This is a genomic window from Pseudoalteromonas rubra, assembly GCF_004212645.1.
Taxonomy (GTDB): Bacteria; Pseudomonadota; Gammaproteobacteria; order Enterobacterales; family Alteromonadaceae; genus Pseudoalteromonas; species Pseudoalteromonas rubra_G.
In genome coordinates this window covers 1-12,896 of the sequence record NZ_PPUZ01000033.1, presented here as the reverse complement: position 1 = coordinate 12,896, position 12,896 = coordinate 1, and the positions used below count along the sequence as shown (strand labels likewise).

The 12,896-nt window shown below is 50.6% G+C and carries 12 protein-coding genes; 4 read left to right on the top strand and 8 right to left on the bottom strand.

Going from position 1 to position 12,896, the window contains the following annotated elements; genetic code table 11:
- Positions 1-19: 19 nt before the first annotated feature.
- The 6 genes from hfq to C3B51_RS12675 all read right to left on the bottom strand — a co-directional run bounded on the left by hfq (position 20) and on the right by C3B51_RS12675 (position 6,540).
- Positions 20-283 (bottom strand): RNA chaperone Hfq, encoded by a 264-nt coding sequence (gene hfq, locus C3B51_RS12700; RefSeq protein WP_125720990.1) that lies wholly within the window; start codon positions 281-283, stop codon positions 20-22.
- 78 nt (positions 284-361) lie between these two features.
- Positions 362-1,279, bottom strand: coding sequence for a tRNA (adenosine(37)-N6)-dimethylallyltransferase MiaA (miaA, locus tag C3B51_RS12695; RefSeq protein ID WP_125720993.1), 918 nt, complete (start codon positions 1,277-1,279; stop codon positions 362-364).
- 59 nt (positions 1,280-1,338) lie between these two features.
- A complete protein-coding gene (gene mutL / locus C3B51_RS12690; RefSeq protein WP_130245268.1) occupies positions 1,339-3,231 on the bottom strand; it encodes a DNA mismatch repair endonuclease MutL in 1,893 nt (630 codons plus the stop codon).
- Positions 3,232-3,234: 3 nt separating this feature from the next.
- Positions 3,235-4,581 (bottom strand): N-acetylmuramoyl-L-alanine amidase, encoded by a 1,347-nt coding sequence (locus tag C3B51_RS12685; protein WP_046003676.1) that lies wholly within the window; start codon positions 4,579-4,581, stop codon positions 3,235-3,237.
- On the bottom strand, positions 4,574-5,050 hold the full coding sequence (tsaE, locus tag C3B51_RS12680) for a tRNA (adenosine(37)-N6)-threonylcarbamoyltransferase complex ATPase subunit type 1 TsaE (RefSeq protein ID WP_046003677.1): 477 nt from the start codon (positions 5,048-5,050) through the stop codon (positions 4,574-4,576). The genes C3B51_RS12685 and tsaE overlap by 8 nt, the downstream gene beginning before the upstream one ends.
- Positions 5,047-6,540, bottom strand: coding sequence for an NAD(P)H-hydrate dehydratase (locus tag C3B51_RS12675; protein ID WP_130245267.1), 1,494 nt, complete (start codon positions 6,538-6,540; stop codon positions 5,047-5,049). The genes tsaE and C3B51_RS12675 overlap by 4 nt, the downstream gene beginning before the upstream one ends.
- Before the next feature lie 3 nt (positions 6,541-6,543).
- Between C3B51_RS12675 and queG the strand changes: the two genes are divergently transcribed.
- Positions 6,544-7,692, top strand: coding sequence for a tRNA epoxyqueuosine(34) reductase QueG (gene queG / locus C3B51_RS12670; protein WP_130245266.1), 1,149 nt, complete (start codon positions 6,544-6,546; stop codon positions 7,690-7,692).
- Between the two features lie 55 nt (positions 7,693-7,747).
- Here the strand turns inward: queG and C3B51_RS12665 are convergent, their stop codons facing one another.
- A complete protein-coding gene (locus tag C3B51_RS12665) occupies positions 7,748-8,887 on the bottom strand; it encodes a response regulator (protein ID WP_130245265.1) in 1,140 nt (379 codons plus the stop codon).
- Between the two features lie 111 nt (positions 8,888-8,998).
- A complete protein-coding gene (locus tag C3B51_RS12660; RefSeq protein WP_125721000.1) occupies positions 8,999-10,954 on the bottom strand; it encodes an ATP-binding protein in 1,956 nt (651 codons plus the stop codon).
- 195 nt (positions 10,955-11,149) lie between these two features.
- On the opposite strand from C3B51_RS12660, the gene C3B51_RS12655 reads away from it, so the two are divergent.
- The 3 genes from C3B51_RS12655 to C3B51_RS12645 all read left to right on the top strand — a co-directional run bounded on the left by C3B51_RS12655 (position 11,150) and on the right by C3B51_RS12645 (position 12,783).
- On the top strand, positions 11,150-11,716 hold the full coding sequence (locus C3B51_RS12655) for a glutathione peroxidase (RefSeq protein ID WP_125721002.1): 567 nt from the start codon (positions 11,150-11,152) through the stop codon (positions 11,714-11,716).
- 65 nt (positions 11,717-11,781) lie between these two features.
- Complete coding sequence (locus tag C3B51_RS12650; RefSeq protein WP_046003683.1) at positions 11,782-12,063, top strand: peptidylprolyl isomerase; 282 nt, start codon at positions 11,782-11,784, stop codon at positions 12,061-12,063.
- Positions 12,064-12,204: 141 nt separating this feature from the next.
- The gene (locus tag C3B51_RS12645) at positions 12,205-12,783 is read left to right on the top strand and encodes a glutathione S-transferase family protein (protein ID WP_125721004.1); all 579 of its coding nucleotides are present in this window, start codon (positions 12,205-12,207) and stop codon (positions 12,781-12,783) included.
- Positions 12,784-12,896 lie beyond the last annotated feature (113 nt).

Here is a 12,896-nt window from a genome sequence, read left to right as displayed (position 1 = left end):
TACTATCGACTAAAAACGATTAAAAGTTACCATCTTCGCCATTTTCTGCGCTGTCATTGCCCTGAGTATTCTGGAAATTTACAGCACGAGCAGGCACAACAGTCGAGATGGCGTGTTTATAAACCATTTGATTTACAGTGTTTTCAAGCAAGATCACGAACTGGTCAAAAGACTGGATCTTGCCTTGTAATTTGATACCGTTAACTAAAAAGATGGAAACGGGAATGCGCTCACGACGTAAGACATTCAAAAATGGGTCTTGTAACGATTGGCCTTTTGCCATGTTCTTATCCTTCGTTCTAGGTGTTATTATGTTGAGATAGTTGAGGTAATCTAAATAAAAAAATTTCCCCAACCACTATTAGCTTAGCGAACTTAATACACGTTGCAAGTTTTCTTGCTCGTCGGTTTCAAGCCAGGTGACATCTGGCCAACTACGTAACCAGGTTAATTGGCGCTTCGCTAACTGCCTGGTTGCTGCGATCCCCTTGAAGAGCATTTCTTCATAATCGCACTCACCAGCCAAATGCTCCCACATCTGCCGATATCCCACACAACGAATGGAAGGCAAATCCGGATGCAAATCATTTCGCTGATATAAGGCCAAAACTTCGTTTTTAAAGCCCTGATCCAGCATTATTTTAAATCTTTTTTCTATCCTTTCGTGCAGTATCTTACGATCCTGCGGCGCAATTGCAAACTGATGAAACTGATAGGGCAACGGCGCTTGTTTGGCTTTTTGCAATTCAGTCATGGTTTTACCCGTCAGACGATAGACTTCCAGTGCTCTGTTGATCCGCTGTGAATCGTTTTCACTGATTTTACTCGCCGCTTGCGGGTCAATCGCCATCAGCTGGGCATGCAATGCTGGCCAGCCCAGTGCTTTCGCTTCTTGTTCCAACGTCTCGCGCACCTTTGGGCACGCCTCTGGCAAAGGTGATAAGCCCTCTATCAGCCCTTTAAAGTACATCATAGTGCCGCCAACCAGCACCGGGACTTTGCCCTGGCGGTGTAAACGGTCAATACAGTCAATGGCATCTCGACGAAAGTCTGCAACAGAATAGCTTTCGGCCGGATCCAGTATGTCTATCAGGTGATGCGGGGCCAATGCCTGCTCAGCAGCATCAGGCTTGGCCGTTCCTATATCCATACCTTTATAAACCAGTGCGGAGTCCACACTGATGATCTCACTGTTTAACTGTTGACAGAGCTCAATGGCCAACGCGGTTTTACCGGCGGCGGTTGGCCCCATCAAGGTAATAACGGGTTTTGCTTGCACACTGTTTCTCTACTGCTGTTGGTGCTGTAACGCATCTAAGGTTACAGCAGGACAAGAACTCATGATTCTTGCTGGGACAAGCTTAATAACTTGCTTTGATCTATTGTAACCGCTTTTGCTTCGATTTGAGCACAGCTTCTGGCATTTTTTATGATTTTTTCTACCACCGCAGCAAAGTGTTGCGAATTAAAATATCCCTCAGGCGTAGTGGCTTGTAGCCAGTTTAGCCAGGCTTCCAGGCTGGCTTCCTGTGCCAAACAGGCACTGAGCACTTTGTCCAGGCACTGCGGTACATCCAGGCTATACAAACTCAGTGGTAGCTTTTTCACCATCACATATCGCTCATGGGCCACAATGGTGAAGCCCAGCAATGTCAGCCAGGATTCCTGCTGCACGACTGAGGCTATTTCATCGGCGCTCAAGTTAACCCGCACCGGCAACAGCAGTGCTTTGCCCTGCAAAGTCCCATCCTGCTCAATCTGTGCCAGCCAGGTTTCAACCAGTCCATCCCGGCAATGTCCTAACTTGAGCTCTCCTGCCTGAGTAAACAACACAGCCCCTTGTGCAAGCGGTAAAAAACGCGTGACTTCGGCCTGCTGCGGTTGCGCCTGATACTCAAACTCTGTACTTACCTGCGGCATATCCGCTGGCTGCGCCATGCCCTGATATAGCTCGTTGACATTAACCTGCCGCGACTTAGCAGAGCCTGAACTGTTGCTGCTTTTGCCACCACTGCGATAACTGGAACTTGCGCCAAACGCAGGCGCGGAAGCTGGGGGATAGGCGCTGTCCTGCACCGTATCATACTCACTTTGCAGCGGTGAACGATATGCCTGGTGCTGACGCACATCCTGTAGTGTGAACTGCTCAGATACAGGCTCTGTCATTGGCGCTGCAACTGGCCCTGCCTGAGCGCTGCTATGCGCGACGTCACTGGTGCCTGAGTCAGATAAAGGCAACTCAGGTCGCTCACTGAGGACCACTTGTTTAACGGCCTGCACGATGAAGTCGTGGATCAGCCGCGCCTGATGAAAACGCACCTCGTGCTTGGCAGGATGCACATTGACATCAACCTGGGTGGGGTCGAGCTCGAGGTAGATAACAAACCCGGGCGTATCAACCGCGCCAGCAGTTTCTTCAAATGCCTGGCGGATCGCATGCAAGATTAATTTGTCTCGCATCATTCGCCCGTTCACATAAGTGTACTGAGTCTGATTGCTGCACCCTACCGGCAACACCCAGCCATACAACTTCAGACCGTCATGACCGGATTCAACAAAACTGGCCTGTTGTGAGAACACTTTACCGGCCACCTGTGCCACCCGCTCCACACTGTATGGATCGGGTCGGGCGCGAAACTGTCGGATCACTTTTTGGTTATGTGTCAGCGTCAGTGCCAGATCAAAACGGCTCAGCGCAATGCGTTTGATCAACTCATCAATATGACTGAATTCGGTTTTCTCGGTACGTAAAAACTTACGTCTCGCCGGGGTGTTAAAGAAGAGATCTTTAACTTCTATGGTGGTGCCATCGGGGTGTGCGGTTGGCTGGATCTGAACCGTCATATCACGCCCTTCGGCAAACGCCTGCCAGGCGGTTTCCTGATCGGCTGGCTTAGAGCTTAATGTCAGTCTGGATACCGAACTGATCGACGCCAGCGCCTCACCGCGAAAACCCAGCGATGAAATACATTCCAGATCGTCCAGAGTTTTCAGCTTACTGGTTGCATGGCGGGACAGCGCCAGGGTCAGCTCATCTTTGACGATGCCCGCACCATTGTCCCTGATCCGGATCAGCTTATGACCACCCCGCTCTATGTCTATCTGAATGCGTGTTGCCCCGGCATCAATGCTGTTTTCAACCAGCTCCTTCACCACGGAAGCGGGCCGCTCGACCACTTCTCCCGCTGCTATTTGGTTGGCCAGTCTGGCTGGTAAAATTTCAATGCTCACGGTCTAGGCCTTAGGAATAGTCAGCACCTGACCAATATACAAAGTATTTTTGGTCAAGCGGTTGGCCTTTTTCAGCGCCGACACTGTGGTGCCATAGCGCGCGGCCAGGACACTCAAAGACTCGCCCCGCTGCACTTTATGACGCACCGGTTTGTTGTTTTTCAGGCTCGCAAATAAGGTATTATCTGGCGGATTTTGCTGATAGTAACGCTTGATTGACTTAAAAATGGCGTTCGCCAGACGCTGCTGGTGATAACTGGTTTTAAGCTGCTTTTCTTCCTGTGGGTTAGAAATAAACCCGGTTTCAACCAAAATAGACGGAATATCCGGTGACTTCAGTACCCCAAAGTTGGCCGCCTGAGGGCGCTTTTTATGCAACTTAGTGACTTTTTTCAGCTCACTCACCACTTCTTCCGCCACAGTAAAGCCGGTTTTCATCGAGTGGTCCATCGACATATCCAGCAGGGCTTTGGCCAGGTATTTTTCGTTCGCCGTGTCTTTAATTACGTCCGCCGCACCACCCAGTAGCTGAGAGTGCTTTTCTTTGTCTTCCAGCCATTTACCGACTTCGGAATTGGCCCGGCGTAATGACAAGATCCAAACCGAAGCACCGCGAGGTTCCGGGCGCGAAAAAGCATCGGCGTGGATAGACACAAAGAAATCGGCCTGACGCTCTCTGGCTCGCGCGGTACGGGTGTTAAGCTTGATGTAGTAATCACCGGTACGGGTCAGGCGTGCCTGCATGCCCGGCTCTTTGTCAATTAAGCGCGCCAGTCGTTTAGCAATAGGCAGTGTGATGTTTTTTTCATAGGTCCCGGAGGGCCCGATTGAACCTGGATCTTCCCCACCGTGGCCGGCATCGATGGCAATGATGATGTCTCTGTCTTTTACCAGCTCACGCTTTTTGCTTTGTTTAGACTTACTGGCATAGAGGCTTTTTTGCTGCCCGTACAGGTCGACCACCAGGCGGTCTTTGTATGGTCCGGTTGGCGCCAGAGCAAAAATCACCGGTTTAGCGGTGCGGCTCAACTCCATTACCACTCGGGTGCTATTGCGGCTCTTGGCCTGACTGTAACGCAGTTTTTCGACGATTTTATGTTCTTTAGGCAAGCTCGGGAGCTGCTTGAGCTTGCTGGTATTTTCCAGGTCGATCACCAGTCGCAGCGGGTTTTTCAGCATAAAATAGCTGTATTCGGGTTTTTCTGACAGGTCAAACACCACGCGTGTGCTTTCTGGTGAAGGCCAGACACGCACACCATTGATTTTGTTTTTTGCCTGCGCTGCGCTGGCGAGCAATAACGCGCTCAGCGCAAACAGGGTAAAGCTAATTTTTATTATCGCACTACGCATATCGACTTATAGCTTGAGCAAGCTGCCTTCCTCGTTCTGTATGTGGCCTTAATACGGCGCGGCGCCCTTCGCCATGATAAGCCAGGTCAATGTCCATATCTGCCGTTGGGATCACGCCTGCGCCCTTTTCTGGCCATTCAACAATACAAACGGCATGCGGCGCAAAATAATCCCGGATCCCCATAAATTCCAGCTCTTCCGGGTCACCCAGGCGATACAAATCAAAATGATAAATACAGACCTCACCCAGCTCATAAGGTTCAACTAAGGTATAGGTCGGACTTTTAACATTCCCCTGATGACCCAGCCCCTGCACGATACCGCGTGTCAGTGTCGTTTTACCGGCGCCTAAATCACCATGCAAATAAAATACCGCACCTGAATCAATTAACTTAGCCAGCTGGCTTCCCAGGGCAATCGTTGCGGCTTCGTCAGCCAGATCAATTTCTAATGTCGTATCGACACTCATCCGATAATACCTCTAATATGGACAAATAAATCACTTGCCAGCAACCCATGTGCGCCGTCATGTGCCGCTTTTTCGGCCGCAAGACCATGAATATACACCGCCAGCATAGCCGCATCAAATTTACTCAAGCCCTGCGCAAGCAAAGCGGCAATTATACCAGATAATACATCGCCCATCCCAGCGCTGGCCATGGCTGCACACCCCGAGCGATTGATATTTAAGCGCTGCGCTTGCTGAACCAAAGTACCGGGCCCTTTGAGCACCACACATGCCTGATAATATTGCGCGAGCGCATTGCTCATACCGAAGCGGTTGCTAATTTCAGGGTCCGTTTCTATGCCCGTGCACAAGCGCTTTGCTTCTCCCCAATGCGGGGTCAAAACGGCATTTTGCCACTGCCCGGGTTGTCCTGCCAGTAAATTCAGTCCGTCAGCGTCGACCACCACGCTCTGAGTGCACTGGCGCACTGCATCAAACAAAGCGCGTGCCCACGGTGACTGACCCAGCCCAGGACCAATCACTATAGTATCGGCTTTTTCCAGCAGCGGTTGCAGTGCATCGGCGTTGGCAACGCCATGTACCATCAGCTCATAGCGCCCCTGCAATACCATGGCCTGATTATCTGGGTGCGTTGCCACACTGACCAGCCCTGCGCCGGCCCGTAAACAGGCTTCGCCAGCCAGGCGTATTGCCCCAGCCATCCCCGGCCCGCCGCCAATTAACAGCACATGACCACAGCGGTTTTTATAGGCATCCGCAGCGCGCACTGGGCGCTTTGCCAGTAAAGACTCTCCTGATAAATAGTGGCAGGAAGCAGACACCAGCTGCGCAAACTCCTGGCCAACGCCCAGTTCGGCCAGATACACTTGCCCGGCATGCTGTTTGGCAGAGCCGCTGAGCAGTCCCTGCTTTAACGCAATAAAGGTCATAGTCACGTCGGCAACAAAGGCATCCCGGGCCACTTCACTGGTCGAGCCATTCACGCCACTGGGGATATCAACGGCAAGCCGGTGCGCCGAACACGATGCAAGTTGGCGAAACACCTCAGCGACCTTATCTGGCAACTGACCACGAAAGCCGCTGCCAAATACCGCATCGACAATTAAAGCCGGTGTGCTTTGCATCTGCACAGCGTTTGATATGACTCCCCCACCGTCGAGATAGGCCTGATATGCCTGCTGCGCGTCCCCTTGCAACTGACTCGGGTCGAACAAAGCGAGTACCTCGACGGCCATGCCTGCCTGATGGCACAAGCGCGCCAGCACATAACCATCGCCGCCGTTATTCCCCTTTCCGGTCAAAATCAAAATGGGGCCGCTGAGCGACAAACGACTGACATAATCAAACAAAGCGGCGCCGGCGCGCTGCATCAGCGCGCTTAAGGTCGACCCGGCGAGGCGCGCGGCCTCGGCTTCATTCGCTTGTACCGCTTGGGCCGTATAGGCAACTTGTGGTAAATTAGTCAGGTATTTTGCTTGTGATATAGACATGCCGTGACGACCACTACTCATTCTTCTGTTGATATTAACTATACTGAACTTGCGCAAAAAATTAAGCTTTGGGGCAAAGAACTTGGCTTTGCCGAGGTTGGTATTACCGACATAGACCTGAGCGAACACGAAGCGCAATTGCAGCGCTGGCTCGATAATGGCTATCATGGCGAGATGGAATACATGGCGGCACATGGTATGAAGCGTGCCCGTCCAGCCGAGCTGGTGCCTGGGACACAACGGGTGATCTCAGTCAAAATGAACTATCTGCCACCCGATGCCAGTTTCGCCCGGGCGCTCAAAAGCAAGCAAACCGCCTATATCAGCCGCTATGCACTGGGGCGCGACTATCACAAAGTGATCCGCAACCGTTTAAAAAAACTCGGACAACGCATCGAGCAGGAAGTCGGCCAGTTTGGTTTTCGTCCTTTCGTTGACTCAGCCCCCGTGCTGGAACGCCAGCTCGCCGAAAAAGCCGGGTTAGGCTGGCGCGGTAAAAACAGTCTGCTGATCCACAAACAAGCCGGCTCCTGGTTTTTTCTGGGTGAGTTGTTTGTCGACCTGCCCCTGCCGGTGGATAACAACCCCCAGGAGGAAGGCTGTGGCAAGTGTAACGCCTGTATGACTTTGTGTCCGACGGGGGCGATTGTCGAACCCTATGTGGTTGATGCCCGCAAATGCATTTCTTATCTGACCATCGAATTACAGGGCCCGATCCCCGAGCAGTATCGCCCATTGCTCGGCAATCGAGTCTATGGTTGCGACGACTGCCAGCTGGTGTGCCCCTGGAATCGCTATGGTCAGCTTACCGATGAGCAGGATTTTCACCCCCGCAAGCAACTCAAAGATCAGGAGCTGTTAACCTTATTTCTGTGGGACGAAGAAACCTTTTTAAAACATACCGAAGGCAGTCCCATTAGGCGCATTGGCCACGAGCGTTGGCTGCGTAATCTGGCCGTTGGCTTGGGCAATGCGCAGCCCGATGCACAGATCATCGAAGCGCTGGAGGCGCGCCTTGCGTCTGCATCTGAGCTGGTTCGGGAGCATATTAACTGGGCACTGACACAACAGCGTAGCAAGCAGGCTCAGCAGCAACGCAAACAGGCGCGGCTGATCCGAATCATCGAAAAAGGCCTGCCACGGGATGCCTGAACGCGCTCTGGCACTCCCCTTGCCAGCACCTTGGTGGTGCTAACACAGCATTATATCAGGATGGCTTTTCCACGCTGCTCAACAGCGACAGGTCACTTTCAATTTCACTAAAGGCCTCACGAACCTGCATGATGGCCTCTTCCCGGGCAATAGAACTTTGGATCGCTTCATCTATGTGCTGATAAATAAACACTTCCTGATCTTCATCCAATCCCATGGTGGGGATCCGCTGCTCAAACACCTCCTGAAGATTGCGAAAAATCGACTCATTCTGGCTGCGGTTATTATTCAGCAGCGACAGTAATCCGGTAAACTTACTGTGGATCATGGTAATGGCTTCATTCAGTTCTGCCTGCTGGCAGACAAGTTGTTTGCGCGTCAAAATAGCCAATAATTGTTGCTCGGTCACGCTGGCAATAAAGCAGATATGATCTCTGAGCCGGCCATGCTTGTCGGCATCTTCTGAGGGCATATTCAAAATCAGCACACTGACCAGGTTGTAATTGACCAAAATCCGACTGGTAAACTCATGCAAGCGGCCTTTGGCGCGCAAAATTTCAAATAGTTCCAGTACAATGGGAGAGCACAATCCGGCGGTGGCAAAGTGGTGACGCTGCTCGTCCACCCGAAACTCAATATTGCAGCTTAGCCCTAAGTTATTGAGGCACTGGATCAAGGCCTTGGCCAGCGCCTGAATGTCATCAATCACACCTATCTGCTCGATGTAATTAACGATAAAACCCATTTCACTGCTGGTCGCCATGGCATTAAACGCCGTGGAGGTTGCATCTTCTACCTGCTGCTCCAAAATATCGCGCTCGAGTAACATTTGCCCTAAGTTGAGCAGTTTCGATTTCAGTTCATTGTGACCGAAAGGCTTAACGATATAATCCTCGGCACCCACCGCATAACCTTCCATGCGCTCTTCAACCGAGCCCCGCGCCGACACAAACATCACTATGATGTCCTGAGTCGCCAGGTTTGACTTAATTTTTTTACACACCTCATAGCCATTCATTTTTGGCATGCTGACATCCAGCAACACAACCTGAGGTGCAAACTCCTCAATGACATCCAGGCATTGTTGCCCACTGGTCACCGTCAACAGGTCAAAGTCCAGATCTTCGAGGATCTCTTCAATGATCTCGAGGTTGAAAGGTTCATCATCCACTGCCAGGATTCGCTGCAATGCCATAACACAGTTCCTTTTCCGTTGCCAAAGCGTCGCCATCTGCTTGCCTGTAATATCATCACGAGGCCAGCAATGACACCTACTTTTAGTTATAGACAGAGATCCACAATGGCGCTAGTGCTCGGCCTGAATTGGCAATTCAATATGAATGCAGGCGCCCTGATCCGGGTTATTTTCGGCATAAATACAGCCTTTGTGCAGCAACACAAACTCCTTGCAAATAGCCAGACCCAGTCCGGTGCCACCGGCACCACTGTTGGTTTTGCTGCTCTGGGCAAACTTATCAAATATGTGCTCCAGCTCATCCTCTGGTATGCCAACCCCTTTGTCGCACACCAGGATATGCACGTATCCGGCTTTGGGTGTCACCGTCACGGTCACTTCACTGTGTTCGGGACTGAATTTCAGGGCGTTGCCAAGTAAGTTTCTGATCACCTGAGTGAGCTGCTCAGCATCGCAAAACAACATGATGGTGTCGTCCTGCGCTTCCAGTTCAATGTGGATATGGCGCGCCATCGCCAGACCCGACACATCTTCTTTGGCGGTATGAATTAGGGTCAGCAAGTTATACGACGAAGGATTAAACGGAAAGCGACCGGCATCCAGTTTAGATAAATCGAGCAGGTTGTTAAGCAACAAAAGTAATCGCTCGCCGCTGGTTTCAATGCGCGACAGGTACTTCTCCAACTTGTTCACCGGGATCTCGCCGCATGCCAGCTTATCTAAGCCAAAACGGGCGAAGCTCAGGATAGAGTGCATCGGGGTTCTGAGTTCATGAGACATATTGGCCAGGAACTCGGATTTACTGATGTTAGCAGCCTCGGCGGCTTCTTTGGCCGACTGAAGCTGCGCCGTACGTGCCTGTACTTCGACTTCCAATACTTCTTTGGCTTCTTCCAGCAGCTGTTGTTTGCGCTTCAGCTGAGCCACATTCTTAAAAATAGCAGCCAGCGCAATTTCTCCGTGATGATCGATTTCAATAAAAGTGCCCATCAGGGGAATACTGGGCCCATCCTCCTGCGGCAGCACCAGTTCACAGTTAAAATGGCGCAGGATCCCGCCATTATTAATCGCTTCTTTGAGTGCTGCGACCGATGAAGGCTCAAATAAATCAAATATCGAATGCTGCTGTAACTGATCACTGGGCAGGCGCAGCAAGGTCGTACAGCCGTCGTTGGCTTCAATCACATAACCATCCAGATTAAATAGCATGATGGGGTCCGGGGTATGCTTGTAAATCACTCGCAGCAAGCTGTCTCTTTCAATCAGTGCATCCACCGTATCCTGTAATCGTTCAACCAGTTCCTGATTATTGCGGCGCAGTAGCTCACTTTGCCACAATTTATGTAAAGATTGCAGCAGTGCCCCTTCGTCTATGGGCTTGGTCAACACATCTTCTACACCCTGGCGGATCGCTTCCATCATATCAACCTGATCTTGCCGTGATGTCATTAATAAACAGCGCGCGTCACGATGGATCTGGCGGACTTTTTTAAACACATCCAGCCCACTGCCCTGCTCCAGATTAAAATCGCAGATCAACAGGTCAACTTCATGGCTACTCGCTTGCAGCATCGCCTCTGAAAGACACCGCGCAGTTACCACGGTAAGTTGTGCCCCTCGCAAACTGGCCGTCAACCGTTCGAGTCGCTCTTCGCGGTGATCTACCAGGAGAATTTTTGGCAGCTCCAGGTGGCCATGTTCGCCGGTTTCTAGCACCCGCTCCAGTAATCCGGTAATTTCTTTATTGCCAAAAAAGGGGTAGATCACAATCGCATTGCACAACATTCGATTCAGGCGGCTGAATGCATCAACGTGCTCTGAATTTTCGGGTTTCGGGGCAAGTAAAATCAGGCGGTCATGATCTTTAAGCGCAGACAAGGCATCAAAGGCGCTGTCGGGCAGCCCATGGGCAATGGCAACCACATGGTAACTAGAGAAGTCTTTGACCTTGTGCAGCATCTGAAAGTGTAAATGTACTACCTCACAACCAAGCAGCTCAAACAGGACTTTAAGTCGCATGGCCAGCACACTGCTGCTATCTATTATCAGTACCTTGTTGTTTTCCATAACGAAACCCTATTGTGGTAAGGCGACTTACCGCAGTTGTTTAGCGGACAGATAGCATTCAGTTTAGTCAATAATCGCCACTTGCATACTCCGCTTAGTTGAATCGGCCTGTGCAGCGGTTACACTGTGAACTGAGACAGTGCGTTTCTCGTATAGTCAGGCATTGCATTTAAAATTCGTATCAGGGAGCCCCTTATGATTAGACCACTTTTGATATCCATGGCATTGCTTGCCGGCAGCGGCGTGCACGCCAGCGAGACGCCGGACTTCGCTAAAAGTGCAGCGTGTGATGACTTCACAGGCTATGAGTTCAGAAAACTGAGATCCAAAGAGACAGTGGATCTGTGCGCCTTCAAGGGTAAGCCTTTATTGGTGGTCAACACGGCCAGCAACTGTGGTTTTACCGGTCAGTTTGACGGTCTGGAGAAACTCCATAAAGCCTATGCCGACAAAGGACTGGTTGTACTCGGGTTTCCGTCAGACGATTTCTTTCAGGAAGAGAATGACGAGAAAGATACCGCCGAGGTCTGTTTTATTAACTATGGCGTGACCTTTACCATGCTGGCAACCGGCGCCGTGCGCGGCAGCGATGCCAACCCAGTGTTTCAGCACCTGGGCGAACAAAGCGGGGCCCCAATGTGGAACTTCTATAAGTACCTGATCTCGGCCGACCGTAAGACAATCCAACAGTTCAACAGCCGCACCAAACCAATGTCGGAACCTATGATTGCCGCCATCGAAAAAGAACTTGATCTTAAATAATGCGCTTTAAATCTAAGTATATTAGAATAATGTATGAGCAATAATTAACCACCCATGGAGAGATAATGACACTAGCCAGCGCAAGACACATATTAGTCGATAACGAAGCCCAATGCCTTGAACTTAAGCAACGTATTGCTGCCGGTGAAGACTTTGCCGACATCGCCAAACAGTATTCCAGCTGCCCGTCGGGTCAGGACGGTGGCGATCTGGGCGAATTTGGTCCCGGAATGATGGTGCCTGAATTCGATAAGGTGGTTTTTTCGGCGCCGCTTAATGAAGTACAGGGACCGGTTCAAACCCAGTTTGGTTATCATCTACTTGAGGTGACCAGCCGGGTCGATTAAGCAACTCACGCCCATTTGCTACTGGCAGCTTGCTGCTGGTAGCGCTGCTCGATATTTCAGAAGTCTGTCCTGCCCTGATTTTACCCATCTGAAAGTAGTGCTATAGTCATTACGCATCTAACCACAACTAAGGATTGAGTGATGATCTTATACGGCTCGGACACTTCTCCGTACGTCAGGCGCATCCGCATTTACTGCCTTCGCCATGACATTACCCTGGATTACCGCAAACTGGATATCTTCAGTGAACAAGGCAGAGCGATTCTGAACCAGCACAACCCGGCGCGTAAATTGCCGTTTCTGCTGGCCGACGATCAGGCTATACTGGACTCCAATGTCATTGCCCGCTATCTGCAACAAAAATTCTCTTTACCTCATCTCAACTGGGCGCAGGAAAACCTGCTCACTATCATCAATGCCTGCAACGATTCACTGGTTGAGTTATTACTGTGCCAGCGTTCACAGTTTAATACGGATGACGATAAGCTGTTTTTTAATCTGCAACGAGGGCGAATAGCCGAAACCCTACGCGTATTAGATCAAAGCTGTCATGAAAGTGTATTTTTAAACTGCGAGTATATTCAGATCAGTTTATACTGCCTGCTGGATTGGATCCGCTTCAGAAGCCTGTTCGACCTAACACCGTACACCGCGCTGGAGCAGTTTTATGACCAATGGCAGCCTCTTGACGAGGCACGTCTTACAGATCCCAGGGCATAATACCAATTTACTTAATTAAGTGTTCTATCTTGAGGCGAGAAAATAGGGTCGATAACAAGGCGAAAATTTGAGAGCTTGTACTTTAGGTAAAGGTTCTAAATGAGAAATTTTTA

Coding starts and splice junctions, on each gene's coding strand:
- hfq (WP_125720990.1), bottom strand. CDS start 283: ATGGCAAAAGGCCAATCGTTACAAGACCCATTTTTGAATGTCTTACGT.
- C3B51_RS12685 (WP_046003676.1), bottom strand. CDS start 4,581: ATGCGTAGTGCGATAATAAAAATTAGCTTTACCCTGTTTGCGCTGAGC.
- tsaE (WP_046003677.1), bottom strand. CDS start 5,050: ATGAGTGTCGATACGACATTAGAAATTGATCTGGCTGACGAAGCCGCA.
- C3B51_RS12675 (WP_130245267.1), bottom strand. CDS start 6,540: ATGTCTATATCACAAGCAAAATACCTGACTAATTTACCACAAGTTGCC.
- C3B51_RS12665 (WP_130245265.1), bottom strand. CDS start 8,887: ATGGCATTGCAGCGAATCCTGGCAGTGGATGATGAACCTTTCAACCTC.
- C3B51_RS12660 (WP_125721000.1), bottom strand. CDS start 10,954: ATGGAAAACAACAAGGTACTGATAATAGATAGCAGCAGTGTGCTGGCC.
- C3B51_RS12655 (WP_125721002.1), top strand. CDS start 11,150: ATGATTAGACCACTTTTGATATCCATGGCATTGCTTGCCGGCAGCGGC.
- C3B51_RS12650 (WP_046003683.1), top strand. CDS start 11,782: ATGACACTAGCCAGCGCAAGACACATATTAGTCGATAACGAAGCCCAA.
- C3B51_RS12645 (WP_125721004.1), top strand. CDS start 12,205: ATGATCTTATACGGCTCGGACACTTCTCCGTACGTCAGGCGCATCCGC.